The sequence below is a fragment of the Streptomyces cyslabdanicus genome (assembly GCF_052663305.1).
Genome location: NZ_JBQRUW010000024.1, coordinates 15,055 through 41,910, shown reverse-complemented (window position 1 = coordinate 41,910; position 26,856 = coordinate 15,055). Strand labels below are relative to the sequence as shown.

25 protein-coding genes and 1 pseudogene are annotated in these 26,856 nt (G+C 73.0%); 15 read left to right on the top strand and 11 right to left on the bottom strand.

Annotation, left to right across the window (positions count from 1 at the left end; all coding sequences use genetic code 11):
* The first annotated feature begins 80 nt into the window (after window positions 1-80).
* From ACTYVM_RS15550 to ACTYVM_RS15540, 3 genes are all read left to right on the top strand, one after another.
* Window positions 81-1,115: a hypothetical protein gene (locus ACTYVM_RS15550; protein ID WP_445524667.1), complete on the top strand. Its 1,035-nt coding sequence runs from the start codon at window positions 81-83 to the stop codon at window positions 1,113-1,115.
* 6 nt (window positions 1,116-1,121) lie between these two features.
* Window positions 1,122-1,487, top strand: coding sequence for a hypothetical protein (locus ACTYVM_RS15545; RefSeq protein ID WP_445524668.1), 366 nt, complete (start codon window positions 1,122-1,124; stop codon window positions 1,485-1,487).
* Between the two features lie 167 nt (window positions 1,488-1,654).
* Window positions 1,655-2,584 (top strand): SCO2400 family protein, encoded by a 930-nt coding sequence (locus ACTYVM_RS15540; protein WP_445524669.1) that lies wholly within the window; start codon window positions 1,655-1,657, stop codon window positions 2,582-2,584.
* Window positions 2,585-2,634: 50 nt separating this feature from the next.
* Here the strand turns inward: ACTYVM_RS15540 and ACTYVM_RS15535 are convergent, their stop codons facing one another.
* Entirely contained in the window at window positions 2,635-3,537 is a 903-nt protein-coding gene (locus tag ACTYVM_RS15535; protein ID WP_445524670.1) for an NAD(P)-dependent oxidoreductase, read from the bottom strand.
* Between the two features lie 110 nt (window positions 3,538-3,647).
* The gene (locus tag ACTYVM_RS15530) at window positions 3,648-4,331 is read right to left on the bottom strand and encodes a DUF6445 family protein (protein ID WP_445524671.1); all 684 of its coding nucleotides are present in this window, start codon (window positions 4,329-4,331) and stop codon (window positions 3,648-3,650) included.
* Window positions 4,332-4,580: 249 nt separating this feature from the next.
* Here ACTYVM_RS15530 and ACTYVM_RS15525 point away from each other — a divergent pair, with 249 nt between their 5' ends.
* Entirely contained in the window at window positions 4,581-5,333 is a 753-nt protein-coding gene (locus ACTYVM_RS15525; RefSeq protein ID WP_445524672.1) for a DUF4142 domain-containing protein, read from the top strand.
* 19 nt (window positions 5,334-5,352) lie between these two features.
* Here the strand turns inward: ACTYVM_RS15525 and ACTYVM_RS15520 are convergent, their stop codons facing one another.
* Window positions 5,353-6,324 carry a nucleoside hydrolase gene (locus tag ACTYVM_RS15520; RefSeq protein ID WP_445524673.1) on the bottom strand — a complete coding sequence of 324 codons (972 nt, stop codon included), beginning with the start codon at window positions 6,322-6,324 and terminating at the stop codon, window positions 5,353-5,355.
* Between the two features lie 278 nt (window positions 6,325-6,602).
* Between ACTYVM_RS15520 and ACTYVM_RS15515 the strand changes: the two genes are divergently transcribed.
* On the top strand, window positions 6,603-7,367 hold the full coding sequence (locus tag ACTYVM_RS15515; protein WP_445524674.1) for a hypothetical protein: 765 nt from the start codon (window positions 6,603-6,605) through the stop codon (window positions 7,365-7,367).
* Window positions 7,368-7,486: 119 nt separating this feature from the next.
* Here the strand turns inward: ACTYVM_RS15515 and ACTYVM_RS15510 are convergent, their stop codons facing one another.
* Both ACTYVM_RS15510 and ACTYVM_RS15505 read right to left on the bottom strand, forming a co-directional pair.
* Window positions 7,487-7,855, bottom strand: coding sequence for a GAF domain-containing protein (locus ACTYVM_RS15510; protein ID WP_445524675.1), 369 nt, complete (start codon window positions 7,853-7,855; stop codon window positions 7,487-7,489).
* Between the two features lie 159 nt (window positions 7,856-8,014).
* A complete protein-coding gene (locus ACTYVM_RS15505; protein ID WP_445524676.1) occupies window positions 8,015-9,358 on the bottom strand; it encodes a helix-turn-helix domain-containing protein in 1,344 nt (447 codons plus the stop codon).
* Window positions 9,359-9,547: 189 nt separating this feature from the next.
* Here ACTYVM_RS15505 and ACTYVM_RS15500 point away from each other — a divergent pair, with 189 nt between their 5' ends.
* The gene (locus ACTYVM_RS15500; protein WP_445524677.1) at window positions 9,548-9,712 is read left to right on the top strand and encodes a hypothetical protein; all 165 of its coding nucleotides are present in this window, start codon (window positions 9,548-9,550) and stop codon (window positions 9,710-9,712) included.
* A 96-nt stretch (window positions 9,713-9,808) separates the two neighbouring features.
* Here ACTYVM_RS15500 and ACTYVM_RS15495 read toward each other — a convergent pair whose 3' ends face one another.
* The 4 genes from ACTYVM_RS15495 to ACTYVM_RS15480 all read right to left on the bottom strand — a co-directional run bounded on the left by ACTYVM_RS15495 (window position 9,809) and on the right by ACTYVM_RS15480 (window position 15,570).
* Window positions 9,809-11,206: an extracellular solute-binding protein gene (locus tag ACTYVM_RS15495; protein WP_445524678.1), complete on the bottom strand. Its 1,398-nt coding sequence runs from the start codon at window positions 11,204-11,206 to the stop codon at window positions 9,809-9,811.
* Window positions 11,206-13,899, bottom strand: a complete 2,694-nt coding sequence (locus ACTYVM_RS15490) for a caspase family protein (RefSeq protein WP_445524679.1) — start codon at window positions 13,897-13,899, stop codon at window positions 11,206-11,208. Before ACTYVM_RS15490 ends, ACTYVM_RS15495 begins: the two co-directional genes overlap by 1 nt.
* Window positions 13,900-13,903: 4 nt before the next feature.
* The gene (locus tag ACTYVM_RS15485; RefSeq protein ID WP_445524680.1) at window positions 13,904-14,266 is read right to left on the bottom strand and encodes an effector-associated constant component EACC1; all 363 of its coding nucleotides are present in this window, start codon (window positions 14,264-14,266) and stop codon (window positions 13,904-13,906) included.
* Window positions 14,267-14,508: 242 nt separating this feature from the next.
* Window positions 14,509-15,570, bottom strand: a complete 1,062-nt coding sequence (locus tag ACTYVM_RS15480) for a hypothetical protein (protein ID WP_445524681.1) — start codon at window positions 15,568-15,570, stop codon at window positions 14,509-14,511.
* A gap of 125 nt (window positions 15,571-15,695) precedes the next feature.
* Here ACTYVM_RS15480 and ACTYVM_RS15475 point away from each other — a divergent pair, with 125 nt between their 5' ends.
* The 5 genes from ACTYVM_RS15475 to metG all read left to right on the top strand — a co-directional run bounded on the left by ACTYVM_RS15475 (window position 15,696) and on the right by metG (window position 22,022).
* Window positions 15,696-16,136 (top strand): hypothetical protein, encoded by a 441-nt coding sequence (locus ACTYVM_RS15475; RefSeq protein WP_445524682.1) that lies wholly within the window; start codon window positions 15,696-15,698, stop codon window positions 16,134-16,136.
* 111 nt (window positions 16,137-16,247) lie between these two features.
* Window positions 16,248-17,177, top strand: a complete 930-nt coding sequence (locus tag ACTYVM_RS15470) for a hypothetical protein (protein ID WP_445524683.1) — start codon at window positions 16,248-16,250, stop codon at window positions 17,175-17,177.
* Between the two features lie 113 nt (window positions 17,178-17,290).
* Entirely contained in the window at window positions 17,291-18,208 is a 918-nt protein-coding gene (locus tag ACTYVM_RS15465) for an endonuclease/exonuclease/phosphatase family protein (protein ID WP_445524886.1), read from the top strand.
* 115 nt (window positions 18,209-18,323) lie between these two features.
* Window positions 18,324-20,150, top strand: a complete 1,827-nt coding sequence (locus tag ACTYVM_RS15460; RefSeq protein WP_445524684.1) for a VWA domain-containing protein — start codon at window positions 18,324-18,326, stop codon at window positions 20,148-20,150.
* Window positions 20,151-20,306: 156 nt separating this feature from the next.
* Window positions 20,307-22,022 (top strand): methionine--tRNA ligase, encoded by a 1,716-nt coding sequence (gene metG, locus ACTYVM_RS15455; RefSeq protein ID WP_445524685.1) that lies wholly within the window; start codon window positions 20,307-20,309, stop codon window positions 22,020-22,022.
* Window positions 22,023-22,091: 69 nt separating this feature from the next.
* Here the strand turns inward: metG and ACTYVM_RS15450 are convergent, their stop codons facing one another.
* Window positions 22,092-22,301 carry a DUF397 domain-containing protein gene (locus tag ACTYVM_RS15450; protein ID WP_445524686.1) on the bottom strand — a complete coding sequence of 70 codons (210 nt, stop codon included), beginning with the start codon at window positions 22,299-22,301 and terminating at the stop codon, window positions 22,092-22,094.
* The gene (locus ACTYVM_RS15445) at window positions 22,298-23,173 is read right to left on the bottom strand and encodes a helix-turn-helix domain-containing protein (RefSeq protein WP_445524687.1); all 876 of its coding nucleotides are present in this window, start codon (window positions 23,171-23,173) and stop codon (window positions 22,298-22,300) included. Before ACTYVM_RS15445 ends, ACTYVM_RS15450 begins: the two co-directional genes overlap by 4 nt.
* 146 nt (window positions 23,174-23,319) lie before the next feature.
* On the opposite strand from ACTYVM_RS15445, the pseudogene ACTYVM_RS15440 reads away from it, so the two are divergent.
* The 4 genes and pseudogenes from ACTYVM_RS15440 to ACTYVM_RS15425 all read left to right on the top strand — a co-directional run.
* A pseudogene (locus ACTYVM_RS15440) lies at window positions 23,320-23,766 on the top strand (ATP-binding protein); the annotation flags it as partial.
* Window positions 23,767-24,017: 251 nt separating this feature from the next.
* A complete protein-coding gene (locus ACTYVM_RS15435) occupies window positions 24,018-24,968 on the top strand; it encodes a helix-turn-helix domain-containing protein (protein ID WP_445524688.1) in 951 nt (316 codons plus the stop codon).
* 58 nt (window positions 24,969-25,026) lie between these two features.
* Window positions 25,027-25,611: a DUF6932 family protein gene (locus tag ACTYVM_RS15430; protein WP_445524689.1), complete on the top strand. Its 585-nt coding sequence runs from the start codon at window positions 25,027-25,029 to the stop codon at window positions 25,609-25,611.
* On the top strand, window positions 25,608-26,537 hold the full coding sequence (locus tag ACTYVM_RS15425; RefSeq protein WP_445524690.1) for a hypothetical protein: 930 nt from the start codon (window positions 25,608-25,610) through the stop codon (window positions 26,535-26,537). Before ACTYVM_RS15430 ends, ACTYVM_RS15425 begins: the two co-directional genes overlap by 4 nt.
* The last annotated feature ends 319 nt before the right edge of the window (window positions 26,538-26,856 follow it).

Sequence of the window (26,856 nt, the reverse complement as noted above, 5' to 3'; positions counted from 1 at the left end):
GGAACGCGGCGAACTGGATTACGGTCCATACGGTTGTGCGCACGGTGGGGTGGGGGGAACTGCTAAGGAGCCGGACAGCGGTGCAGCAGTACAGCGGTACGAGGGAGCGGCTGGGGCGGCCGGGGGGACCAGGGAGTTCGGCGGGTCCGGGGGGACCTGCGGACGACGAGTGGCGGGGCCGCGGGGAGCGGAACGACCGGCCGCCGGACGGCGGCACGGGGGCGGACGACGCATCGGTGCGGGTGCGTGAGGTGGCCGCGCGATGCGCCCGGTTCGCCGTGCGGACACTGCGCGCCGAGTGGCACGGCATCGTCGTCGACCCGGTACGGCGACTGGCCCGCCGGGGGCTGTCCGGGCTGGTGCTGGCCTTCGTGGCCGCCTTCGGCGTGATCTTCTTCCACGCGGTGGCGCAGCGGCCGGCCGGGGAGGCGGTGGTACGGGTCCTCGGCGGAGTCCAGGCCGATCTGCCGCTGTGGCTGGCCCTGCTGCGCACCCCGGTGTCGCTGTACGTCCCGGCGCTCGACCTGCCGGTGTGGGCCGGCATCACCCAGTTGTTCCTCGCGTTCGCGCTGGCCGAACTCACCCTGGGCAGGGGCCGCACGCTGTTCGTCTCGTACGCGACCACCCTGGCCGGCACCCTCACCGTGCGGGTGATGATCGCGGTCGGGCCCGGCTGGTGGGGGCTGGGGCTGCCGCCCGGGGCCGGCCGGATCCTCGACACCGGGCCGTCCGCCGCCGTGGTGGGCCTGTTCACCTATCTGTCCGTGGTGCGGCGCGCCCCGGTCGTGTTCTTCCTCACCGGCGGCTCGATGGTGCTGGAGTCGGTGGTCAAGCCGAACCTGGCCGGCCGCGAGCACCTGATCGCGGTGGCCACGGCGATCGTCCTCGCGCTCTTCCACGGCCGCGCCCCGAGATGGCTGCCCGGCCCGGCGGCGGTACTGGCCCGGTGGCGGCGGACCCCGGCCCCGGCGGGTGCCCCGACGGGCCCGCACCCGCTCCACCGGCCGCCGCGTCCGCGCCACCGGCCGCCGGTCCGCGAGGCCGCCCGGCCCTGCCCGACGCAAACACCGGGGATACCTCCTAAAATCACAGTGGACTCCGCGGGGGAAGGGTGAGGGCCGATGGGCTGGATCTGGGTTGTACTGATCGTCTTCTGGACGGGCGGTTTCGCCTGGCTCGCGGACAACGTCCGCGGCGCGCTGCGCAACCGGCACGAGCGCAAGCTCGAACTGCTGGAGGCGGCCAAGGCCGAGCGGCTGGCCGTCGAGGCGGCGCACAAGACGCCGGAGCCGATCTGCGGATGCACCCACCATCTGGCCAAGCACGACAAGAACGGCCGGTGCCACGAGCGCGTCGAGGTGCCGACGGCCTGGGACGAGAACAAGAAGCCGCTGCGCTTCGAGCCGGGGCAGTGCAACTGCCAGCAGTACGTGGGTCCTCAGCCGCTGTCGCAGGTGTACGCCGACGAGCTGACCGACCGCGCCTGACCGAGCGTGTCTGACCGGGCGCCCGACGACCGGCCCGGATCCGAGCGGCGGCACGCCCGGACCGGGTGCCGGGAATCCGTGCAGGAGCGTCACACAGGCTGCACACAGTCCCTCGCGCGCCTTGTTAGCGTGACTGGCCGCTCGGCAGGCCTAGTCAGGAAGACCGGATGGACTACTGCTCCACGTGCCGTAGGCACCTCAACGGCGCCCTGGTGTGCCCCGGTTGCGGTGCGTACGCGCCGGACATAGCACCGGACGTCACGGCGCCCTTCACGACCGATACCGCGACCGATTCCGCGACGGCCTTCACGACGGGCCTCGCGGCGGGCGGGGCCGCGGGCCTCGCCCCGGACGTCGCACCCGCCGGGGTCCCCGGCGACAGCACCACCGACCTCCCCGCGGACGCGGCGGACGCACCGCCACCGCGGCAGCGGCCGGGGCGGGCGGCTCGGCGCCGTCAGCTGGCCCGCTGGAAGAAAACCCAGCGCAGGGCGCTGGTGGCGACCGCCGTTGCTCTCGTCGGGGGAGGCCTGACCGTCGCCTCGATGGACCGGCACTCCACCGACCGCACGCAGGCGGCCCCGGCACCGGAGGCACCGCACACGGGCACCGTGGGGGACAGCCGGCCGGCGCAGCACGACGACCCGGCCTCGGCGCCCTCCGACGCCGGACAGTCCCCGTCCACGGGCGGTGCCCGGCACCAGTGGTCGGCGCCGCAGGGCACCACTCCGCAGGACGTACGCCCGGACGCCGCCGCTCCCCGTACGGCGCAGGCCCCGTCGGCGCCCTCCCGCGCACACGTGGCGCCGGCGCGGACGGTGCGGACCGCCCCGCTGCCGGACACCGCGGCACCGGCGGCCGACGGCTCCGCCTCCGCCGCCGCGTCGAGTCAGGCGGCCCAGTCCACCCCGTCGGTTCCGTCGGGCCAGTCGGGCCGCTCGGGTCAGTCGGCCACCTCCCCGTCGTCCCCGGCGGCGCCCCAGGGGTCCGGGTCCACCGCATCCGACGGCACCGCCCAGCAGCCCCCGCAGACGAGCCCCACCGACACGCCCACGTCGCCGTCCCACCTGTGCCTGCTGGTGATCTGCCTCAGCTGACCGGTCCGGCCCGCGCGGACACGGGCGAGCAGAGGCGGCGGAACGGCTAGCTAGGACTTGCCGGGACCGCCGGAGTCGTCGGAGAAGCTGGCGAAGTACGCCGCGGCCATGTCCTCGTCGGCGTGGCCCCGCGCGGCGGCACGGGCGAAGCGTTCGGCGCTCGCGGCGGCCACGTCGAGGCGGACGCCGTGGGCCTCGCCGGCCTGGACGATCAGGCGGGCGTCCTTCTCCGCGGTGGCCACGGCGAAGCTCGGGGGCAGGTACGCGCCGTCGAGGATGACGCCGGCCTTGGCATGCAGGTAGCCCATGTCGAGCGGTCCGTCGGCGATGAGGTCGAAGAAGCCCTGGGGGTCCACGCCGAGCCCCTTGGCCAGGGCCAGGGCCTCCCCGGTCGCCGCGGTGGCCGCGATGACCCAGCTGTTGGCCACCAGCTTCAGCCGCGTGGCGGTGGCCGCCGCGGCGTCCTCACCGGTCCACACCGTGCGGGCGCCGACCGCCTCGAACACCGGCGTCACCGTCTCCCGGCCCTCGGCCGGCCCCGCCGCCAGCACGGTCAGCCGGCCCGCCTCGGCGGGCTGCCGGGTACCGAGCACCGGGGCGTCGTAGAGGACCAGGCCGTGCTCGCGGGCGAGGGCGGCCAGCTCACCGGCCGCCTCCAGGCCGACCGTGGTCGACTGCGCCCAGACCGTGCCCGGGCGGAGCACGGGTGCGGCCTCGCGCATGACCTCCAGCACCGTCCCGCCGTCGTAGAGCATCGTCAGGACCACGTCGGCGTCGCGCACCGCCTCGGCGGGGGTTTCGGCGACCTGCGCGCCATGGGCGGCCAGGGGCTCGGCCTTGGCCCGGGTGCGGTTCCACACCCGGACGGTGTGTCCGGCCTTCGCCAGGTTGCGGGCCATCGCGGCGCCCATGATCCCGGTGCCCAGAACGCCGACGGTACGGGTGTCGGTCATCTCGTCCTCCTCCTGGTCGATGCGGCGAGTATCACCCGACCCCCGGGCCCGACGTCCGCCCAGGCGGCCCGGCCACGGGGCCGTTCGGGTGACACGACCATGCGGCCGGGTCAGGCCATCCAGAAGAAGACCGCGGTCATGCGCTTGTCCTCCAGGCTCTGCCCGCAGTAACCGGTCGCGCTGTGGACGAGGTTGGCGTGGTAGAGGAGGAGCCGGTTGGCCTTGTGCGGCACGCGGACGTCCTCCTCGAAGGCGTCCGGCGCGACGAACCGCGTACCGAGGGCCTCGACGAGGTTGTGGTGCGGGGGCTGCACCACGTTGCCGCCGAGCCGGCCGCCGGGCAGACGCTGGCGGTAGAAGCTGGTCCCGCAGTCCTTGGGCACCGAGGGGTTGAGGTAGAGCACGGCCGCGTACCGGCACAGCGCCCGCGAGTCGGTGTGCGGCCTCGGCTCGCTCTCGCCGGCGCCCACCACCTGGACGCAGTTGTGGTTGAGGGTTCCGCCGTCGGGCGCCTGCTGCACCCACAGTTCCTTCGCCCCGGTCGCCTTCTTCACCAGCCGCTCGACGCGGGCGAGTTCGGACGGCTCCAGGCCCGGCATGGTCCGCAGTCCGGGCCAGGTCTGGGAGGTGTACGGGTAGCCCTTCACCCAGTCGTCCTTGGCCAGGCAGCGCTGCCGTACGGCGTCCGCGTCGGGCAGGACGTCGTCCAGCACCCAGTAGTCACGGCCTTTGGTGGGCTTGCGGTAGGGCAGGACGGGGAGCGCGGTCGGCACACCGCGGGGCTGTGGGGGCATGCGGCCGAATGTAGGGCGGGCCTCCCCCAGGGCTCTCCCCAGAGCTGGTCAACATTGTGTCAACCTTGCTGCGAGCCGGGCGACTTGAGTGCCGCGACCGACGCGGGGACCGAACCAGCCGCGAACGTGACCAGCCTCACCTTCCGTTCGGTGTTCTTTACCGAATCAAAAGGTTCTCGGCGCTTCCCGGCCCGTACATGTGGGTGTCCGAACCGCCGGCGGCGGGACCATGACCGGGCAGGAGGCACGGTGCGCTTTTCGCGGAACGCGACGGGAACTCTCTTCGTGGGCGGTGCCCTCGGCCTGACCCTGGTCGCGCTCGCCTACCCGGGCATGCTCGGCCTCGAGAAGGTCTCCAGCGACGGCTCCCGGATCATCGCGCAGACCCAGTGGGGGCCGCTGACGGAGGACGACCGGGACTTCGTGGTCAAGGTGCGCGCGGCCGGGCTGTGGGAGTACCCGGTCGGCGAGATGGCGGTGAAGAAGGGGACCACCAAGGAGGTCGTCACGGCGGGCGAGCACCTGATCGACGGTCACGCGCAACTGGACGCGAGCTGCCGCAGGATCGCGCCCATGCTCAACATCACGCTGCCGAACGCCGCCAGCCCCCAGCAGCAGGGCTTCGTCACCCAGCTCGCCGGGGACGACGGCAAGCAGTTCGACTCCGACCTGGCCAACATCCTCCGCATGACCCACGGTTCGATCTTCAACACCGTCGCGAAGATCCGCTCCACCACCAAGAACAGCCTGGTCCGCGAGCTCGCCAACCAGGCCAACGCCACCGTCCTGGACCACATCACGGTTCTGGAGGAGACCGGCCTGGTGAACTTCGACCAGGTGCTCTTCATGCAGACGACCCCGCCCAAGCTGCCCCAGTCGGACCTGACCCCGCCGCCCCCCTCCGGCGGACAGCCCGAGGTCGTGCTCACCCCGCCGCCGAGCGCCACGTCGAGCCCCCTGGTCCTGCCCGGCGACCCGAGCCCCGGCCCGGCGGCGGGCTGAGGCGGCACCCACGCTCGACTCAGGACCCGTCCGAGGCGCCCTCGACGGTGTTCAGGTACAGCCGGACGTACCGCTCGGCGTCGATGTCCAACGCCACGTCCACCAGGGCCTGTTCGCGGGCCTCGCCGTGCAGTTCCGCCTCGCCCGGACGCGGGCGGCGGTCGACGACCGTCTGCCCGCGGGCCGGTCCCGGCGCGAGGTTCACCTCCACCGGCAGCCGGTGGGTGGTCAGCCCCTCCGGGTCCGCGACCGAGCACACCGTGCCCGCGTCACCGAGGCCGCCGTGCGGGACGTCGTGGCCGGTGGCCGGGTCGGGGTGGGCCAGCAGCCGTCCGGCCAGCCGGGCACCGGGCTCGTCGGACCGGCACAGCCGCCGTACGTCCGCCTCCGGCACGAGCACCCGCAGGAACACGTCGAGCCCGTACATCGTGATCGGCACCCCCGCGGTGAGCAGGACCGCCGCGGCCTCCGGGTCGTGCCAGACGTTGAACTCGGCGACGGACGTGGCGTTTCCGGTGGCCACCGCGCCGCCCATGAACACGATCCGCTCGATGTCGCGGGTGACCCCGGGGTGGGTGCGCAGCAGCAGGGCGATGTTCGTCAGCGGCGCCGTGGGAATCAGGGTGACCCGGCGGTCGCAGGCCGCGATCTCGTGGTGGAGCAGCGTCACCGCGTCCACGTCGACGGGCCGGCGGGCCGGCGCGGGCAGGCCGAGGTCGCCCATGCCGTCCCCGCCGTGCACGTGATGGGCGGTGCGCAGCGGTTCGAGCAGCGGCCGCTCGGCACCCCGCGCGACCGGGACGGCGGGAGCACGGGCCTGCTCCAGGACGGTCAGCGTGTTCCGTACCACCTGGTCCACGTCCGTGTTCCCGGCCACGCAGGAGACCGCGCGCAGCTCGAGGCCCGGGTGGCGGACGGCGAACAGCAGGGCGAGCGCGTCGTCGACGCCGGTGTCGCAGTCGATGATCACAGGTGTGGGCCGCGAGGTCACAGCGCGCTCCTTCCGTCGTACGGGTCCCGCCGGACAGGTCGGCGTACGGGTCCCGCCGTAGGGGGCCGGTTCCATCGTCACGTGCCCGGTCCGGTACCGCGCGCCCGTCCCCTTCCCGCCCCCCGCTTCCCCGCCCGCAGCTTCGTTCCCACCCCGGCGGTGCTCACCCGGACGGACCGGCGCGCTGGTGGGCGGAGCCGCCCGGTGGTGCCGTGGGAGGAGCGCCGCCGCCCGGACGCCACGTCCGCGGCGTGTGTTCCGTCCGTCTGGAGGCATCCATGTCCCGTACCCCGGCCCGTGTCCTGGCCGCCTTCGCGCTCTGCGCGGCCGCCCTGCTGACCGAGGCCGCCTGCACCGCCGGGCAGTCCGGCCGGGTCGTCCACGTCCCCGCACCGGTGGACACCCGTCCGCACGACCCCGCGGGCACGCTCACGCAGGACCAGGCGCGGGCCGCGTTGCTGACCGAGGCGGACCTCGGAACGGCGTGGGCGCCGACCGGAGGCGCGGCGACCTGGCGGGACAGCATCCTCAAGGCGCAGGCCGACACGTCCGAGTGCGGGCGCCTCCTCGACGCCCTCTACACCGAGGAGCCGTTCGGCGCCCCCTCGGGCGCGCACGCGGTGGCCGCCTACGACGACGGCTACGACGAGGCCCAACTGCGCCACCAGGTGCTCGCGCTGCACGCCGCGGCCGTGGACCGCACCCTCGCCTGGCTCAGGACCATGCCGCGGACCTGTGCGGACTTCACCGCCAGGAGCACGAACTACGACGATCTGTACGTACGGGTCGCCGACCTCGCCCTGCCGGACGTCGGCGACGCCCGCCAGGGCCTGCGCCTCACGCTCACCGCCGAGTCGTACGAGCAGGACACCTACACCACCCTCACCGTGGACCTCGCCACGGTACGCGTCGGCGACGACGCGATCGTCCTCACCACCGGGGCCCTGGGAGGCACCCCGTCGAAGGACAGCACCGCTCTGGCGGTCGAGCGCGGCGTGGACCGCCTGACGGCGGTGCAGCGCGAGGCACGGACCCGGGCCTGACCCCCGGCCGGTCACGGCACCGGCCAGTCACTGCACCGGCCGGTCGGAGCACCAGCCGGTCAGGACACCAGCCGGTCAGGGCACCAGCTAGTCGCGGTCGAGTCTCCTGCCGTGGGTGATCACCTCGTGGGCCATGTCGAGTGCCGTACGGCCGTCGGCGAAGGCGTGGGCGCGCAGCAGGGCCAGCGCTGGGCGTCGCCGTACAGGTCGAGCGTGCCCACGCAGACGGCGTCGTCGCCCAGCGGAACGGAGTACACGGCCCGGACGCCGGCCTCGGCCGCCTGCTGGGCGAACACCGGCCAGCGCCGGGCGGCGCGGTCCGCCGTCAGGTCGGAGGCCAGCACGGGCGCACCGGCCTGCGCCGCGTACAGCGACGGCCCGTCGCCCAGGGTGGCCTGGATCTCGGCCAGGCGGGCGGCCGCCGCGTCGCTGGCGCCCATCCGCACGGGCATGCCGTCGCCGCGCGGCGAGACGCTGGCACCGGTCACCGGAGAGCCGCATGCGGGTCCCCGGCCCGGGCGCGCGGCGGGTACCCCCGGCGCACCCCCGGAAACCGCCCCGGAAACCACCTCGGGAACCACCCACGGAAACCACGGACTACGGCCTCGGGGGCAGCCGCCGACCGCCATCGCGGCGGCGCGCGGCCGTCACAGCGGCGGCTGCGCCGGGGCCGGGCCCAGGGTCGTGGTGCCGGGCGCGGTGCGGTGCCCCAGGCCGGTGCGGTAGGCGTCCAGGGCCGCCTCCACGCGGCCGGTGCGGCGCAGCAGATCCCCGAGGAGGCGGCACAGGTCGGCCAGGTCGCCGGCCGCGCCCGCCCGCTCCAGCAGGCTCAGCGCCCGCACGTAGTGCTCCTCGGCGGCCTCCGTGTCGCGGGCGTCCTCGGCGATGATGCCGAGCAGCCGGTGCGCGGCGGCGGCGTGCACGGCGCCCCGCTCGGGGGAGAGGTCGCCCAGGACGTTCCGCAGCAGGTCGGCCGCCTCCGCCGACTTGCCACGCCGGTGCAGGACGTCGGCCAGCTCGACCACGACCTGGCTGGTGTAGAGCGCGGCCCGCTTGGCGGACAGCATGGCCTGGGCGGCCCGCAACTCCTCCTCGGCACGCTCCAGTTCGCCGTTCTGCGCGCAGACGTAGCCGCGCATCCAGTGGCAGTTGGCGAGTTCGGTGCGCAGCTGGAGGGCGCGGTAGAGCTCCGCGGCCTTGGCGAGCGAGGCGTCGGCCTCGGCGATCCGTCCCTCGGCGAGCAGGGTGCGGGCCACCGACCGGTGCATCCGGGCCACCAGCGCGGGATCGCCCGCCTGCGGGGCCAGCGCGAGCGCGAACTCGGCCGCCTGGGCCGCCCGCGCGTGCGCCCCCATGTCCATGTACGGCCCGATGACGCCGGCGTAGAGCAGCAGCAGAGCGTCCGGGTCGTGCAGTCCGCCCCGGTTGAGCTCGTCGAGGGTGGACTCCAGCAGGTAGACGGCGTAGCGCAGCTCGCCCGCCAGGTAGTGGGAGACGGCGCGGCCGCGCAGCGCGGGGACCCGGGCGGGCAGCGGCGCGTCGGCGAGGGCCTGCTCGGACCGTTCGAAGAACTGCCGGCCGCTCTCCAGTTCGCCGGTCTCCAGGGCGCATTCGCCGAGCCCCAGCAGCGCCTCGGCCTGGACGGCCACGAGTTCGTGCTCCTCGGCCTCCGCCAGCAGCCGGGTGTACTGCTCGGCCGCCTTCACGGCCTCCCCGGTGGCGAGCGTGCGCCGGGCCTCGGTCAGCCTCAGGCGCAGGTCGGTGGCGAGATGGGCGGGACGCCCGGTGGCGAGCTCGTCGAAGGCGATCCCGAGCCGCTCGGCGACGTGCCGGAGCGCCTCGTCGGAGGGCCGGACCCGGCCCGCCTCGAGCGTGGAGATGTACGCGGGGGTGTACGCCGGCTCGGCCAGCTGCCGCTGGGTCAGGCCCCGTTCCCGTCGTAGCCGCTGCACCCTGCGCCCGATGGTCTCCGGGTCGTCCCGCTTCGCCATGCGGTTCATCATGCCAGTAAGTCGACTTGCGCAGGGACTTGTCCGCCTGACCGGATTTCAGTACCGGACCTTCCGCCCACCGAACCCCAACTCGCCCTGGCGCTCTTTTCGTTCGGCCTTCCCACCCCCTACGTTGGAGAGACTGTTAAACCCGCTTAATCCATCACTGTCGTTGCGAGGTCGGTAGCCGTGCTCGGACGCACTGTCGCGCGCCAAGGACACTTCTCCGCACGTTGCGTCAGAGGATTCGGCGCGGCCGTCATCGCCGTGGCCGCCCTGATCGCGGCGGCCAACGCCGGACCGGTGGTCTCGGCCGATCCGGTCCCCGCCCCGCAGGCCGTGCAGAGCCGCTAGCGACCCGCGGCGCCGCCTCTGTCCCGTTCGCGCCTGTCCCGTTCGCTGTCTGTCCCGTTCGCCGTCTGTCCCGTTCGCCGTCTGCCGCGTTCGCGCTCAGCCCGGCAGCGCTCGGCGCAGCGCCTCGTCCAGCCGGCCGGCCAGCACCGCGTCACTGGGCGGGTCGTCGGTGAACAGGGCACCCAGTTGAGCGATGAAGGTCTGGGTGAACGCCCCGTAGAGCGGGGTGCGCGGGCGGGAGACCGCCCGCTGGAGGGCGGGCAGCAGGATGCCGCGGGCGTAGCCGGGCCGGCCGGCCGCGTCGCGGGGCATGTGGTCGGTGCTCTCGCCGGTGGGCGACGCCGACGGCGAGCCGCCGGAGCCGGACGCGGACGCGCAGCGGACGCCGTCGTCGGTGTACGCCGACGTACGGGTCGCGGCGAAGCCGGCGTCCAGCAGGCAGCGTTCGCTCTGGGCGCTGGTGAGGTACGTGATCAGCTCGGCCGCCTTCCCGGCCCGCTGCGAGGACATCGTCACCGCCAGGTTCTGCCCGCCGAGCACCGCCCGGCCGGGCAGCGGGGCCACGCCCAGCTGCTGCTCGGTGAAGCTCTGGTGCAGCGTTCCGTAGGCGTACGGCCACTGCCGCAGGAAGGCGGTGCGGCCGTCCTCGAAGGCGCTGAGCGAGGAGGCCTCGTCGGAACTGACGGCGCTGTCCAGGGTGTACGGCTTGGCGGTGCGCTTACGCAGCTCCGCGATGCCGTCGGTCAGCTCCCGCGGGCTGCCGTCGTAGCGGCCGGAGTCGTCGGTGAGCGCGAAGTCGTCGGTCGCCGAGGCGAACGCCTCCACGGCGTTGACCGTACGGCCCTCGTAGGCGGCCAGCTGCGTGGTCCAGAGCTTCTGGTACCCCTTGGGCGGGTGCGCGTCGAGGGTGTCGCCGAGGCCGAGCAGGTCGCGCCAGGTGCGGACCGCGTCCGGGCCGGTGCGCTGGACGCCCGCCCGGCTCAGATAGTCGCGCCGGTAGTAGAGCAGGCCGACGTCGCTGTTGAACGGCACCGCGTACACCTTGCCCTTCCAGCGGGCGGTGCCGGCCACGGACGGGATGACGTCGTGGTCGACGGCCCCGTCGGACAGCCGCCTGACCAGGCCCGCCTCGGCGAACTCCGGCACCCAGGTGACGTCCAGGTTGACCACGTCGTAGTGGGCGCTGCCGGACTGGAGCGCGCCCAGCAGCTGGCTGCGCTGCTCGTCGGCGGAGCCCGGCAGCTCCACCAGGCGGGCGTGGTAGCCGGAGTTCTGCTGCTCCTGCCGCTGGTTCCAGGCGTCGATGAGCTGCTGGCGGACGCCGTTCTTGCCGGTCACGTCCCGGCCGCTGGCCACCACGATGTCGCCGGGCACGTCGGCGGCGGGCGTCTGCCCGTCCCCGGGTCCGCCCCCGGTGCAGGCGGTGGCCGCGAGCAGCGGCAGCACCAGCAGGCGGGCGAGTGTCGCGGCCGGTCGTCGTGCCAGTCGTGCCATCAGTGGGCCCCCGTTCCCACCCGGGCGACCTCGTCCCGCAGGCCCCTGCCGGGGTCGTCGCCGCCGTCCAGGCAACGGCCGCCGCTCGCCTCGGCGATCCGGGCGTCCGGCCGGTCCGGGGCGCAGGAGCCGCTGATCAGGGACACCATGTCCACCGGCACCTTCGTCTTCCGCGCCCGGGCCAGCACCTCGTCCAGGTTCCTGCCGGTCAGCCGGTTGTTGTCCTCGTCGTCGGTGATGTAGACGATCAGCTGCGGCCGCTGGTCGTCGGTGCCGCGGCCGGCCATGTCGTCCAGCGCGGCGAGCAGCGCCGCGTGCGGGTCGGCCTCGGCGTCGCGCACCTGTGCCTCGGTGTCGATGACGTGCTCGGCGTCGGCGCGGCGGTGGTGCCCGAAGGGGAGCAGCGGCTGGTAGGGCCCGTCGCCGGAGAGGCCGTAGACCGCCCACACCCCGTAGTCGTCCTGGGCGCCGAGCCCGCCCAGGGACTGCTTCAGGATGCCGGGGCCACCGCTCGGCCCGGGCCACCGCGTGTTCATCGAACCGGAGCTGTCGAGGAGGTAGAGGACCCGGCCGGCGCCGTGGGCGCTGCGGTACCGCGTGAGGGCCGATTCCATCGCCGTGCGCCAGGCCGCGCCCGGCAGCGGGCTGGGGGCGCGCAGGACGCCCACGCCGACGTGGTCCGCGTCGAGCAGCCGGTGGCCGGATCCCGTCGCGGACCGGAAGCCGGCGGCCGCGAACGCGGCCAGCCCCTCCTCTCCGGTCAGCCAGGTGCGGAAGCGGTCGACGGCGTCGTCCCGCGCCGCCGCGTCCCGGTCGCCGCCCTCCCAGCGGACCCGCACGAAGGTGGGCGTCAGCGCCGGCACGTCGACGGGGTACTCGGCGATCCGCGGCACCCGTGTCGTCCGCGCGCAGCCCACCCCACTCCTGAGCAGGAACTCCGGGACGAGCGCGGCGGTGCGACCGTCCGCGGCGCGGTCGGCGGGCAGCGCGCACAGCAGCTCGGCGGCGGTCGGGGAGGGCGGTCCCGCGGGCCGTACGCCCTGCTCGGCGGCGCGTGAGTCGGCGGTGCCGGCGTACAGGCCGACGGTCGCCAGCAGGGCGGAGTCGGTGAACTCCGGGTCGGGCCGCAGCACTCCGGCGTTCGCGTCCTGCCGCTTCAGGTGCTCCGTCAGCCGGGACAGCGACAGCCCTACGCGCTCGTCCAGTCCGGCCCCGGCGAGGTTCTGCGGGACGGCCAGCACGACAGGCGAGTACACGAACGGCTCTTCGTCCGGGTGGAGTTCGACGTAACTGCGGGTGGTCCAGTCGGTGGTGACCCGGGCCGCGTCGGTGCCGGAGGCGGGGATCCAGACGTCCGGCTGCGGTCCGACGTCCCGCTGCGGGTTGGTGTCCTCCACACGGGGTTCCTGCCAGGCGTCGTTCTGCCGGCGCAGCGCGGTGACCGCGGCGGTCGCGCCCGCGCTGTAGACGGTGATGCCGCTGCGACGGCAGCCGTGCGCGGTGGTGTTGGCCCGCGAGGTGAGATACGCGTCGGCGGCGTCCCGGACCGTGGGCTCCAGGTCGGGGTCGGTCAGCAGGCGCAGTTCGAGCGGCGGCGCGCAGGAGTGGCCGCCGCCGAGGCCGGCCAGCTCGTAGCCGCCGGCACCGAGTGCGGCGAGCGCGAGCACCAGCAGCGCGCTCACCACGCCCCGGGCCCAGCCGCGCAGCCCGCGGAACCAGCGGATCACGGCGCGCGCCCGGGTAGGCACCACGGCGAACAGGACTGTCAGGAGCCGGACCAGGCCCCCGGTGTCGCCCTGACCACCCGGCGGCTCGACAGGCGGCGGCGCGGGGGGCGGCGGTACAGGGGGCGGGCCCGGTGGGGGCCCACCGTCCCGCGCCGCCAGCAGCACGTCCGTACCCGGCTCACCGGCGAACTGCGGCTCCCACAGATCCCCGAACGGAGTACTGCGGCCCGCCGCGACCATCCGCCCGTGCAGCCCGTCGAAGAGCTCCAGAAAGGACAACTCCCCGCGTGAGTCGAGGAGTTGTACGAGTTCTTCGGTGAACGGAGTGGCTCTCGTGCCGTCGCCGGAGTCGATGAGCCGATTGGCCTGCACGCTCATCAGCAGCAGGACCCGCTGCCGGCGGTCGGCGGAGCCGTTCCACACCTTGGCGGCGTTGCCCGCGTAGCAGCAGTCGAGGATCACCACGATCCGCTCGGCCTGGCTCCCGGCGAGCACGGTGAGCATCCCGGTGAACGCCTCCGCGCCCGGGAAAACGGCCTGGCCGCCGGCCACCACGTGCGCGTTGCGCATCTGGAGGAACAGCTCGTCGCCCGCGCTCGGCACGGCGCCGTGCCCGGCGAAGTAGCACAGCAGCAGCCCCTCGGCCTCATGGGCGGCGGTGCGCAGCGCCTCGCTGAACTCGTCCAGGGACGGCGAGCGCAGGACGGTGATCTCCTCCTGCCCACCGGTGACCTCCTGCCCACCGGTGACCTCCCGTCCGCCGGTGGCCTCCTGCTCTGCGGTCTCCTCGGGCCCGCCGAAGATCCCGCCCCGGCGCAGCACGGCCTCCAGCCGCTCCAGGTTGTGCCGGACGGCGGGCAGGTGGCCGGGCACGCCCTCCGGGTCGTCCGGTTGCGTGTACTCGTACTCCCACACACCGACCAGCAGCGCCCGGTTCACCCGCCCCCGCGGGTCGAAGCGGTCCACGGGGCTACCCCTCGTCGCGGTGCACCGGATCGACGTGGGGCTCGGGTGAGTCGCCGGACTCCACTCGGCGGCGGTTCTCCAGCCAGGCCGCCACCGCCCGCTTGGTCTGCGTCACCAGCTCGTCGAACACGGCTTCGGCACCCGCGCCGAGCAGGAGCAACAGGATCTCCATGCCGGCGCCCATGCGACCGGGCGGCACGTCCGAACGCGGCTGCTCGACAATCCGCAGCTGCCCGTCGCGGACCAGATCATCCAGCGGTTTCTCGCGCTCCAGCCACGCCTTCAGCGCGCCGATGTCCTTGCTGCTCGCACTTCCGTCCAGCCGGACCCGGACACCTCGGCCGGCCACGCCCTCCCCCTCAGCCATGACTCACCATCCTGGCACCAGGACACGACTCCCCGGGAGGGTGCGTTTCAGCCACACCGGGCCCCGTACCTGCCACGGCGAACCGGGAGCGGCCCTGCACCGGACCCGCACCGGGCCTGCACCGGACCCGCCTCAGACCCACACCGGATCCGCCCTGGATCCGCACCAGGTCTGCGCCCGGCCTACCCCGGACCCGCACCGGGCCTGCGCAGGACCTCCCCCGGCCCCGCGTCGGCCCCGTGTCAGCCCTGTGTCTGCAACTGGCTCAACTGGCGGCGCACGTGGTCCAGTGCGCCCTGCCGCCGGCCCGGCACGCGGCCGCGCACCTCCGCGAGCAGCGAACCGAGTTCGCGGGCCCGTTCGGGATCGCGGATGAGCCCCCACTGGTGGTGGGCGCGGTCGACGGCGGTCTCGACCTCCACGGCGTCGGCGGCCTGGCCCATGGCCAGACGGGTGGCGGCCACGGTCAGCCAGGCCCGGCAGCTGCGGGCGGCGTCGCCCGCGAACATCGCCAGGTCGGCACGGACCTCGGCCCAGTGCAGCGCGTCCTCGGAGGCGGCTCCGTGGGCGAGGGCGGCGGCCCGCTCCCAGCGGGCCGCGAGCGCGTCGGCGTCGCCGTGTCGGCCGGCCTGCACGCAGGCGGCGATAGCCGGGTGCGGGTCGGCCGGCGCCGACCCGGGCGCGGTGAGCACGAGACCGGTGCCGCCGTCCTCCTCGGCCAGCCGCGACAGCGCCTGCTCGTGCAGGTCCGCCGGTGCCGGCCGGTGCCCGCTGCGCAGGATCGTCGCCACCGCCCTCATGTACGCCGGTGCCGCCACCGTGCGCCGGGACGGCGGCGGTGCGACCCGGCCGTACAGGGCGATGTTGCGCCCGCAGTCCAAGGGGCGCCCGCGCAGCAGTTCCCAGCTCTCCGCGTCCGCGTGCAGATCGGCCACGACCGTGGTCGTGCCGTCCGGGCGCAGCCGGAGTTCCTCGCGCAGCCAGTGCCAGGGCAGGGCCGTGTAGCGGACGGTCGCCGGTGTGGTGCGGGCGAGCGCCAGGTGGGGCAGGCGCTGGCGGCGGTCCAGCTGGAGCTGGCCGGCGAGGAACACCGTCAGCGGGCCGGACGCCGCCGCGGCCGCGCGCAGCCGGGTGAGCACGGCCTGCGGCTCCAGCGGGTCGGCGAGCTCCACCACGGTCGCGGTGTCCGTGCCGGACAGCACGGAGGGCGCCACGGCGGCCAGCACCGGCAGCACGGACGCGGCGTCCACCAGACGTCCCCTGCCCATGGGCGCGGCCGCGAGCAGCAGCACGGTTCCGGGCATCGTCCCCCCGTGTCGTGATCCAGTCGGTCGCGTACGTCAGCACGTTAACCGGTCCACCGACTTGCCAGGGCCCCTTCCCCGGTGTGCTCTGGTAGGCGGGGGCGAGGAGAGAGAGGAGCGCTCTCATGGCTCACGCGGCACCCGTATCCGGTATCAGCACCCGCACCACTCGCCCACCCAACCTGTTCAGCCGCCGGGCCCATACCATCGGCCGGTGGGCGGGACCGCTCGCGCTGGGGCTCGTGTACGGCTACTGGGCCGCGGCCGACCGGCGCCACGGTGGACCGATCACGGGCTGGAACGTCCTGTTCGGCTTCGTGACCACGATCGTGTTCATGGCGCTCCTGGCCGGCGTCCTCGTCCTGGGCCCCCGGCTGCGGCGAGAGCGGCACGCCTTCCTGTGGTTCGCCTTCATCGGCGCGGCGTTCGGCTTCCTCTACAGCCAGAGCGGCCATGCGATCCTGTCGACGGCCGCCCTGGCCCTGGGGATCGCCATCGTCGCGGGCCTCTTCTGCTTCTACTGGTTCTACACGCACGAGGACGCCGTGGGCCATCGCGTCCGTTGACCCGCGTCGGTCGGCCCACGTCGGTCGACCGAACCGGCCGACCCACCCTCCCGTCACCCGAATGCCGCCTCTCCGCTCGCCAAAGAGCGGGCGACGGCCTTCGCTGAGAACGTGCCCCGACGTATGCGAAGCGGCCTGTCGGCCGCGCTCATCGCACTCTCGTGCCTGCTCGTGCCGCTCGGCGCGCTGTCGGCCTGGGCGGCGTACGGGCTCTCCGACACCGGCCGCTACGTCACCACGATGGCGCCGCTCGCCGACGACCCGGACGTGCGCGACGCGGTCGCGGACACCCTCGGGGACGGGATCGTGCAGGAGATCGGTCCCGCGTTGGACGCCCGGGTGCGACGCGGCACCATCACCCCCTACGTGCACGACGCGGTCCGCTCGTTCACCCGGACCGAGGCGTTCCGCACGGCGTGGAACGAGGGCAACCGGGCCGCCCACGACGCCGTCCTGCGGGCCCTGCGCGACGAGCGCGACCCCCGCGCACGCCCGGTCACCGTCGATCTCGCGCCCGTCACCGCCCAGGTCAAGGCCCAGCTCGCCCAGGACCACGTACCGCTCGCGAACCGCATCCCCGTCCAGCACACCGAGGTCGACCTGCTTCCGGCCCAGCAACTGGGCCGCCTGCGGAAGGGGTTCCACGTGCTCGAAGTCGCCGGTTTCTGGCTGCCGATCACGGCCGTCGCGTTCGCCGTCGCGGGCCTCGCCCTGGCCGTCCGCCGCCGCCGGGCGCTGACCGCCACCGCGCTCGGCACCGCCCTCGGCGGCGCGCTGCTCGCCCTCGCCGTCGCCATCGGCCGCAACCTGACCCTCGCCGACCTGCCCGCCGACGTCTCCCAGCCGGCCGTCGCTGCCGTCTACGACGCCCTCACGGCCACCCTGCGCACCGCCTCGTGGATCCTGGTCGCCCTCGGTCTGACGGTGGCCGCCCTGACCTGGCTCGTCCGCCACCCGCGCCTGCCGTTCCGCCGCCGGGCGTCCGTCGCCCCCACCACCCGGACCCGCCCCGAGCAGCCGCCGCCCCGCGTACGCGTCTGATCCCACGACGCGTCTGATCCCGCGCGAAGGAGGCCCGGGGTCCGTGCAGAACCCGTAGGCTCGTCGTCGTGACCAAGCAGGGGGGACGGTTCACGGTCTGGTGCGCCGGGCTGATGTTCGCCGGGGTGAGCGTCGTCGTCGGGTGCCGGCTGGCCGACAGCGACGGCATCACGCCCGTGCCGCAGTTCCTCGCCTTCCTGCCGTGGCTGCTCGTGCCCACCGGGCTGGGCCTGGCGCTCACGCTGCGCGGACGCTGGTGGGTGGGTGCGGTGTGGGGCGTGGCGCTGCTGGGGCTGCTGGCCTGGTACATCGAGCCGTACGGCAGGGTCTCCGAGCCGGCCGGCCATGCCGTGGCCGGGGTGCGGGTGCTGACCTCGAACGTGCAGTTCGGGCGCGGCGCCCCGGCCCTCGTCCCCGTCATCCGCCGCGAGCGGCCGGACATCGTCTTCGTCGAGGAGTGCGAGTACACCTGCCAGGCGACCCTGGACCGGGAGGTCGGCGGCGACTACCCGTACCGGCGCGCGGTCCGGGCGGGCGGTTCGGAGGGGTCCCTGATCCTCAGCCGCTACCCCCTGCGCGGCACCGCCGGGGTCCGCGGCACGATGGGCATGCCGGGCGCGGTCGCCGACGTGCGCGGGCACGCCGTACGTCTCCAGCTCGCGCACCCCATGCCGCCGCTGCCCGGCCAGGTCGCGCTCTGGCACCGGGAACTCGCCCGGCTGCGTGCCTTCGCCGCGGCGGACCGTACGACCCCGACCGTGCTGGCCGGGGACTTCAACGCCTCCCAGGACCACGCGGCCTTCCGCCGCATCATCGACACCGGCCTGCGCGACGCCGCCCGCCTGGCCGGCGCCGAGCGCTCCCCCAGTTGGCCGGCCCGCACCGCGCCCACGCTCGGCGCGCAGATCGACCACGTGCTCGTCTCGCCGGACTTCTCCGCGACGGGCGCCCGCTTCCTCGCCGTGGCCGACACCGACCACCGCGCGCTGCTCGTCGACGTCACGCTGCACGACGGCCGAGGATCGCATTGACACGGCCCGCTTCTCGGTACTCGCCCCTGCCCAAGATCACCACTCGGGGCCGCTAACCTTACGTGTCCGTCCTGGCCAGGGATTGACGGGCATCAACTCACGAAGGGTTGCGCACATGGGCATTCTCACTCTCCTGCGGAACGCGTTCGGCCGATCGCGCAAGGGGCGTACGGCCGAGGCAGAGGGTGCGGAACAGGCTCCAGCCCAGGAGCCGGCACCCACCGCTGCCCAGCAGCCGGAGCCGAAGGTCCCCGCCCCGGCGACCGAGTCCGCCCCCACCGTCCACGTCCCCGACCCCCGTCCCTCCGACGGCGACGAACACGAACTGGTCTCAGCCGCCTTCGGCAACGTCACGGTCCCCAAGCCGTCCGACCCCGTGGACCCGACCGCCCCGGCAGCCGAGACCCCGACCCCCACGGAACCCGAAACGGCGGCCGCGGAAGAGAAGTCGGAACCTGAGCCGACCCAGGAACCGGCAGCCGAAAACCCGACCCCGACGGCCGAACCGGCAGCCGCAGAACCGAAGTCGGAGCCGACCCCCGAGCCGACGGCCGCGGAGCCGGAGGCCGAGCCCGAGCCGGCGGCCGCGCAGGCGGAGCCGGAGGCCGAGCCCGAGCCGACCCCGGAACCGGTGGCCGAAGCAACTCCGGAGTTCGAGCCGACGCCCGAACCGCAGGCTGAGGCCACGCCGGAGCCAGAGACCGAGGCCACCCCCGAGCCGGCGCCCAAGCCCCAGGCCGAGGCCACGCCGGAGCCGGAGACCGAGGCGGAGCCGCAGACCGAGCCCGAGCCGACGCCCGCACCGCAGGCCGAGGCCAAGCCGGAGGCTGAGGCGGAGCCGCAGGCCGAGCCCGAGCCGAAGTCGGAGTCGGAGCCGCAGGCCGAGGCCGGCGACCCGCAAGCCGCCGACGGCGAGGAAGCCCCACAGGGGCCACCGGCACTCGACGACGAGAGCCGCACGGGTGGTGCGGGTGGGAACGACCTGGCCGAAGGCGAAGCCGAGGCCGAACCGACGACCGATCAGCCGCCCTCGGAGCAGGAACCGGCGGCGACGGAGCCGACCCCCGAGCCCGCGGCGGCCACGCCGCAGACCGAGGCCGGCGACCCGCAGGCCGCCGACGGCGAGGAAGCCCCACAGGGGCCACCGGCACTCGACGACGAGAGCCGCACGGGTGGTGCGGGTGGGAACGACCCGGCCGAAGGCGAAGCCGAGACCGAGACCGAGGCCGAGACCGAACCGGCGGCCGAACAGCCCGCGCCGGACACGGACCCCACCCCCGCCACCCCCCTCACCCACATCGACTCGCACGCCCCCGCCCTCACCACCGCCTACCAATCCGCCGCGTCCGCCCTGGCGAAGTTCGACCTCACCGGCACCCGCGCCAAGGTCTACCTCGTCCTCGACCGCTCCGCCTCCATGCGCCCGTACTACAAGGACGGCTCCGCCCAGGCCCTCGGCGAGCAGACCCTCGCCCTCGCGTCCCACCTCGACCCCGAGGCGACGGTCCAGGTCGTGTTCTTCTCCACGGAGGTGGACGGCACCGGCGAGCTGACCCTCGCCGAGCACGAGAACCGGATCGACGACCTGCACGGCTCCCTCGGCCGCATGGGCCGCACCAGCTACCACGCGGCCGTGGACGCCGTACTGGGCCACCGCGCGGAGTCGGCCGACGACCCGGCGACCCCCACCCTGGTGATCTTCCAGACGGACGGCGCCCCGGACGCCAAGACCCCGGCCACCAAGTCCCTCACCGACGCGTCGAAGAAGCACCCCACCGTCTTCTTCTCCTTCGTCGCCTTCGGCGAGCACGACAACAAGGCCTTCGACTACCTCCGCAAACTGAAGACCGACACCACGTCCTTCTTCCACGCGGGACCGACCCCCCGCGAGCTCACGGACCAGGAGCTCTACGAGGGCGTACTGGCCAACTGGCGCCCGTAACCGACGGGACCCACCACCGCACCAGGGCCGCCCCTTCCCACCCCTCAAAACGGGAAGCGGGCGGCCCAGTCATGTCGGCTACGATTTCAAGGTTCCGCAGACGACCCGCACCTGACGAGATCGTCACCCCACGTAGCGACTTGGGAGCAGCCCGCAATGGCTCGACACCTCATCACCAGCGCCCTTCCGTACATCAACGGGATCAAGCACCTGGGCAACATGGTGGGGTCCATGCTCCCGGCCGACGTGTACTCCCGCTACCTCCGCCAGCGCGGCCACGAGGTCCTGTACATCTGCGCGACCGACGAGCACGGCACCCCCGCCGAACTTGCCGCCAAGGAGCAGGGCATCCCGGTCGACGAGTTCTGCGCGCAGGCGCACGACGCGCAGAAGGCGGTCTACGACGGCTTCTCACTCGCGTTCGACTACTTCGGCCGCAGCTCGTCCCCGCAGAACCACGAGATCACGCAGGAGATCGCCCGCGAGCTGAAGGCGAACGGGTTCATCGAGGAGCGGGCCATCCGCCAGGTGTACTCCAACACCGACGGCCGCTTCCTGCCCGACCGGTACATCATCGGCACCTGCCCGCACTGCGGCTACGACAAGGCCCGCGGCGACCAGTGCGAGAACTGCACGCGAGTCCTGGACCCGACCGACCTGATCGAGCCGCGTTCCGCGATCAGTGGCAGCAGCGACCTGGAGGTCCGCGAGACCAAGCACCTCTTCCTGCTCCAGTCCGTGCTGGCCGGCGAGGTCGAGGCCTGGGTCGACGAGCGCGCCGACAACTGGCCGGTGCTGGCCTCCTCGATCGCCCGCAAGTGGCTCACCGAGGGCCTGCACGACCGTGCGATCACCCGTGACCTGGACTGGGGCGTGCCGGTCCCGGCCGACACCTGGCCGGACCTGGCCGCCGAGGGCAAGGTCTTCTACGTCTGGTTCGACGCCCCGATCGAGTACATCGGCGCCACGAAGGAGTGGGCGGACCAGGACCCGGAGAACCGGGACTGGCGTGCGTGGTGGTGGGAGTCGGACGCGGACGTCCACTACACGCAGTTCATGGGCAAGGACAACGTGCCCTTCCACAGCGTGATGTTCCCGGCGACCCTGCTGGGCACCCGCTCGCCGTGGAAGAAGGTCGACGTCATCAAGGCCTTCAACTGGCTCAACTACTACGGCGGCAAGTTCTCCACCTCGCAGCGGCGCGGCGTCTTCACGCACGACGCGCTGGAGATCCTCCCGGCCGACTACTGGCGCTACTTCATGATGGCGAACGCGCCGGAGTCCGACGACTCGTCCTTCACCTGGGAGCACTTCACGGCCACGGTGAACAAGGACCTGGCGGACACGCTGGGCAACTTCGTCAACCGGGTGCTGTCCTTCTCCCGCAAGCGCTTCGGCGACGCCGTCCCGGAGGGCGGTGAGCCGGGCGAGGCCGAGGCGCGGCTCGGGGAGGAGATCGCCCGCCTCCTCGCCGAGTACGAGGAGCACATGGAGGCCATCCAGTTCCGCAAGGCGGCGGCCTCCCTGCGCGCCCTGTGGTCGGCGGGCAACTCCTACCTGGAGGAGAAGTCCCCCTGGCTGGAGATCAAGACCGACAAGGACGGCGCGGCCCTCACCCTGCGCACCGCGATGAACCTGATCCACCTCTACTCGGTGGTCTCGGAGCCGTTCATCCCCACCTCGTCGGCGGCCATGCGCGCGGCGTTCTCCCTGGACGACGACACGGCGACCTGGGTGACCCCCACCGAGGCGGCCGCCCTGACCACCGTCCCCGCCGGCACCCCGTTCACGGTCCCGCCGGTCCTCTTCGCCAAGCTCACCGACGACGACCTGGAGACCTACAAGAACCGCTTCGGCGGCTCGGACGAATAGGCCTCACCGCGTGCGCACAGGGGCCCGGGAGCGACTTGTTCCCGGGCCCCTTCGCACTCCCTCGCGGGGTCAGCGTTGCGAGGCGTAGCCGACGAAGTCCGCCCAGGCGCCAGGAGCCAGGGCGAGCTGCGGGCCTTCGGTGTTCTTGGAGTCGCGGACATGGATGGTGCGGGGCGCTATCGCGATCTCGACGCAGGAGTTGCCATCGGGGCCATCGCTGTAACTGCTCTTGAACCAGACCAGTTCGGAAGCATCCCCGGCACAGGCCTTGCGGATCATGTTTCTCCCAGCACTCGCTCGATAAAGGCCAGCGACTCCCGCGGCGTGAGAGCCTGCGCACGGATGGTCCCATACCGCAGCTCAAGGATCCGCAGCTGCTTCGGATCCGAAGTCGGTCGGCCATTGAAGGCACCGTCGGAACGACCCGTCGCCGTACCGTCGGCGAACTTCAGCACCTCGATCCTGCCGTCCAGCCCAGGGTGGGCCCCTGCACTCGTCGGCATCACCTGAAGCGTGACGTTGCGCAACCGCCCTGCCTCCAGCATGTGTTCGAGCTGCTGACGCCACACCATTGTGCTCCCAACCCGTCGGCGTAGCGTCGCCTCTTCCAGGACGAAGCTGAGAGCCGGAGCAGGTGACCGCTCGAAGATCGACTTTCGGGCCATCCGGGCCGCGACCAAGCGCTCCACTTCCTCTTCCGCATACGGTGGCTGCCAGGCCTCGAACAAGGCTCGCGCATGACCCGGCGTCTGCAACAGGCCGTGGATGCTGAGCCCGACGTACACCCCGATCTCAACCGCTTTGGCCTCAAGAACCGCCAGCGCCCGCACGCTCTTCGGGTACCGGACCTTCTTCACGTCCTCCCAGGTCGCCGAGATGAGCCCACCCGCGCGCAACACCTCGTCGGCCTTGTCCAGGTACTCCTCCCGCGGGATCCTCTTCCCGCCCTCGATCTTGTAGACCAGGTCCTCCCCGTACCCCATCGCCGCCCCGAACTCGGAAGCCCGCATCCCCACCGCCTCTCGCCGCAGCCTCAACTGCCGCCCCACGGTGGCGATCACCGCGACTCCCCACTCGTCGTCCGGGTCCACCTCCCACCCCGGCTCGTCCGCCTCTGCCCCGAGCCGTACCGCCTCGCCGTCCACCGACATCCCGCACCCCTCCGTAGTCCCGCGCCGTACGGCGACGCCCTACCCCTACGAACGGTGCCGACGGCCCGGACAGCACCGGACAAGCCGCCGACAGTCACCGTACGCAACCCTTCAGTCACTCCTCACGGTAGGCGGGCTCGGCCACGCTGAGTGACGTGAATCAGGAAATCGCCGACCTCACGGCCAAACCCGCCGCCGAGATCCACAACTTCAGCGTGCTGCTGTCGTCCACACGGCGCGGTGCCCGTCTCGCCCGTCTGCTCACCGAGGCGCAGTTGCGCCGCTGGGGGCTGCCCACGGAACCCGCGAACCATCTCGTGGCCGAGCTGGCGGCCAACGCCATCACCCACGGCCGCGTCCCCGGGCGTGACTTCCGGCTGACGCTCTACGCGATCGGCGACACGCTCCGCATCGAGGTCACCGACACGCGCGGCGACCGGCATCCCGCACCTCAACACCCCGCTGGCGACGCCGAGTCGGGGCGAGGCCTGCTCATCGTGGACGCGCTCGCCGACCGCTGGGGTGTGAGCGAGGACCGGTTCCCGCGCAAGCGGGTGTGGGCCGAACTGCGCTGCTCACCACCGGAACCCACCCCCACGGGTTCCGGTGCCACAGGCGGTGTCCCCTCAAAGAACTCGAGGGAGAAAGGACCTCACCAAGCCCCACCCCTCCCGCCCACGGCACACGCTCACTCGGGCGGGTGAACATCACCGGCTCGGCTGGATTTCTGCTCCCCCAACGGCCCTACGCTCAGCGCAAACAACCCCACACATGCATCGGCCCCCGGCCGGGACTAGCGATCCCGATCGAGGGCCTGACCACCGAGGAAGAACGGACCTTCCTGATGGGTACCCACGACCCTAGCGTGCCCCCGCACGCCCAGTCAGCCGTTGCCGCGAACGAAGCGAACGAACCCCACTCCCGGGCGAATCCACGCACCCACGCCCGCCCGCGCGGCTACGGCGTCACCCACGACAACACCCGCCACACCACCCGCTTCACGGTGATCGGCAACCACCTCGCCCAGCACCCCGAGCTGTCGGGGCTCGCCATCGGCCTGGCGGTGCACATCCAGTCCCTCCCCACCGGCGCCCCCGTCGACATCAAGACCCTCGCGGCCCGTTTCCCGGAGGGCCCGACCCGGATCGCCGCCGCCCTGCGCGAGCTGGAGACCCATGGTTACCTGCGCCGCACCCGCGAACGCACCGAGACCGGCCGCATCGTCACCCGCACCGTCTCCTGCAACCAGCCGGGCCGACACCGCGACCGCGACGCGTCCGAAGCGGCACCGCCAAGGCCCCCGGCCCGCCGCGCGGCCACCGCCCCGCAGCAGAACCCTCCGCGCCGCGCAGCCCTCCCCGCCGTACCGAAGCCCGCGTACAGCTCCCCCGCCCTGCTCCAGGCAGCCACTGAGGTCCTCGCCGGCCTGCGCCGCAAGGACCCCCGCCTGCTCCTCTCCGCCACCGACGCCGAGCACCTCGCACCCGGTGTCGCCGCCTGGCTGGAGCGGGACCTCACTCCCACCGCCGTACGCCACGCCCTGACCGCCGACCTGCCACCGGAGCCCCTGCGCCGTCCGGCCGCCCTCCTGGCTCACCGCCTCGCCGCCCAGCTCCCGCCCCTGCCGCCGTTCCACGCCTCCGAGCCACCCCCGCCTGTCGGGCACCCACTCCGCAACTGCGACACCTGCGACCGCGGCTATCGCGGCCCCGACCCGCACAACTGCCGGGGATGCGCGTCAACGAAGCAATTGCCCGAAACCGTCGGCGCCCCCGAAGCCACCCCGGCAGGATGACCCGTACCGCTCCGACCTGACCGCTGTACAACTTTCTCCGACACCGACAGGACCTCACGTGCCGCCCACCTTCGCCGCGAACGGATTCCTCCCCCTGGGCCGGTACTCCGTCTCCCTCGACGAAGCGGAGTCCATGCTGGTCAGCGCCCCGGAATTTCAGGAATCCGCGACGCGCACGGCACTGTGGGACGGCTTACTCGACTATGTCGACCGCTTCCTCGCACTCGAGGACGCGTACGCGGACGTCCTTGCAGGCCTCCGGCTCATTCACCGGGTGTGGCTCGGTGGCAGCTTCGTCAGTACGAAACCCGACCCCAGGAACATCGACGCGACGCTTCTGATCGACACCCGGGCCGAACGTGCGGTGCGCGGCAAACCCGGGTCCAAATGGCTGACCACCGCTTTCCAGAGCCGGGACAGAATGAGGGAGAAGTTCGGCGTCTCCCCCCTCCGCATCGGGTACCAGCCGGTTGCCCATATCTTCGAGCCGGAGCGCTTCACACCTGAAGAGCGGACATACTTCATACAACGGGGTGTGTGGGACGACTGGTGGCAGCGCTGCAGGCTGCCCGGCCAGGTCGACCGCTCACCATCCGAACAGAGTGCCGCCCCGGCGCGCGGATATCTGGAGGTGCGACTGTGAACGGCGACAGCTGGCGCGAGCGCAGGCGCGCGCTCCTGGGCGACGATCCGACCGCGGAGGACAAGGCAGCACGGCTTCTGGACGAAATGGGCGTCGAGGACAGGGACGACGAGGAGATCGAGGCCGAACACCGGGCCAGTCGTCTCGCCGCGGCACGCGAATACGCACCGGAGGCGCGGCTCGACGAGGAGCTTCAGCTGCGCCTGACCGGCCCGGACACCGAAGCAGGTGCCCTCCGCTTCCAATGGGGGGACGCCCTCCTCCACCCGGTGGAGGCAGCGATCTCCGCTGCCGCGGGCACGCCCGTCCTTCTGGAACTCACCGGCGTCTCGGCAGGCAGCACTGTGGTGCACGCCCGGCCCGTGGCCACCTGTGCCTCCCCGGAGCCGTACGCTCTTGACGCCCCCACCACCTCCGCGGCAAGCACAGGCATGCGCACACTCACCGAGTTGCTGACCGCGCTGGAATCGGAGAGTGATGTCCGCGAGTGGGCCCGGCTCTTCGACGCCGTGGACTCGCTGTCCCGCGCCTTGAGCAGGTACAGCCTCGGCCTGGGGATGACCTGGTACGCCGCCGACGGGGGCATGCGCCGCGCGCAGCTGACTGAACGAGGCAGGCGCTATGTGGAACGGTTGCGGGAGACCCGGGACCGCGACCAGGAGATCACGATCTCCGGCCGTATCACCGAACTGCGCGAAAGCGGCTGGGTGAAAGTCAAGACCGGGACCGCCAAGAACGCGTATGCCTACGACGTCCGATTCGAAGAGCCGGAAGAGTTGCTGCGCATGCGCCCGGGTCTCGGGGACAACGTCCATTTCCGCGTCCGCTTCCGCCAGCGGCTGGACTCTGTGGGCATCGCACAGTCGACCGAGTACACCTACCTCGGCCCAGCGGCTGAACAGACATCCCTTCCGCTCGATCCGTAGACGCGCCCCGCCCGCCCCACAGTGTCCACAACCGCTTCCCGGAGGCCACGGCCATGAGCCACACCCGTTGGGACCCAGCTCGCCGGGCGAGCCGACATGCCCCGTGAGCTGATCGTCCGGCCGCAGCAGACCCCGGACGCCCTCCGCGCCGCCCTCGCCGTCGTCGCCCCAGCAGGTGAGCACGACCGGGGCGCCCGGAACTCGATCACCGGTCTCCGGAACCCCCAGTCAAACCGGCTGCAACGTGAACGTTTCTCCGGCCCTCGAAAGAGTGAGCGCACACTGATTCCCCGGCAGATCAGCCTTTGATCCACCTACG

Coding starts and splice junctions, on each gene's coding strand:
- ACTYVM_RS15545 (WP_445524668.1), top strand. CDS start 1,122: ATGGGCTGGATCTGGGTTGTACTGATCGTCTTCTGGACGGGCGGTTTC.
- ACTYVM_RS15540 (WP_445524669.1), top strand. CDS start 1,655: ATGGACTACTGCTCCACGTGCCGTAGGCACCTCAACGGCGCCCTGGTG.
- ACTYVM_RS15535 (WP_445524670.1), bottom strand. CDS start 3,537: ATGACCGACACCCGTACCGTCGGCGTTCTGGGCACCGGGATCATGGGC.
- ACTYVM_RS15530 (WP_445524671.1), bottom strand. CDS start 4,331: ATGCCCCCACAGCCCCGCGGTGTGCCGACCGCGCTCCCCGTCCTGCCC.
- ACTYVM_RS15515 (WP_445524674.1), top strand. CDS start 6,603: ATGTCCCGTACCCCGGCCCGTGTCCTGGCCGCCTTCGCGCTCTGCGCG.
- ACTYVM_RS15505 (WP_445524676.1), bottom strand. CDS start 9,358: ATGGCGAAGCGGGACGACCCGGAGACCATCGGGCGCAGGGTGCAGCGG.
- ACTYVM_RS15495 (WP_445524678.1), bottom strand. CDS start 11,206: ATGGCACGACTGGCACGACGACCGGCCGCGACACTCGCCCGCCTGCTG.
- ACTYVM_RS15485 (WP_445524680.1), bottom strand. CDS start 14,266: ATGGCTGAGGGGGAGGGCGTGGCCGGCCGAGGTGTCCGGGTCCGGCTG.
- ACTYVM_RS15480 (WP_445524681.1), bottom strand. CDS start 15,570: ATGCCCGGAACCGTGCTGCTGCTCGCGGCCGCGCCCATGGGCAGGGGA.
- ACTYVM_RS15475 (WP_445524682.1), top strand. CDS start 15,696: ATGGCTCACGCGGCACCCGTATCCGGTATCAGCACCCGCACCACTCGC.
- ACTYVM_RS15465 (WP_445524886.1), top strand. CDS start 17,291: ATGTTCGCCGGGGTGAGCGTCGTCGTCGGGTGCCGGCTGGCCGACAGC.
- ACTYVM_RS15460 (WP_445524684.1), top strand. CDS start 18,324: ATGGGCATTCTCACTCTCCTGCGGAACGCGTTCGGCCGATCGCGCAAG.
- metG (WP_445524685.1), top strand. CDS start 20,307: ATGGCTCGACACCTCATCACCAGCGCCCTTCCGTACATCAACGGGATC.
- ACTYVM_RS15450 (WP_445524686.1), bottom strand. CDS start 22,301: ATGATCCGCAAGGCCTGTGCCGGGGATGCTTCCGAACTGGTCTGGTTC.
- ACTYVM_RS15445 (WP_445524687.1), bottom strand. CDS start 23,173: ATGTCGGTGGACGGCGAGGCGGTACGGCTCGGGGCAGAGGCGGACGAG.
- ACTYVM_RS15435 (WP_445524688.1), top strand. CDS start 24,018: ATGGGTACCCACGACCCTAGCGTGCCCCCGCACGCCCAGTCAGCCGTT.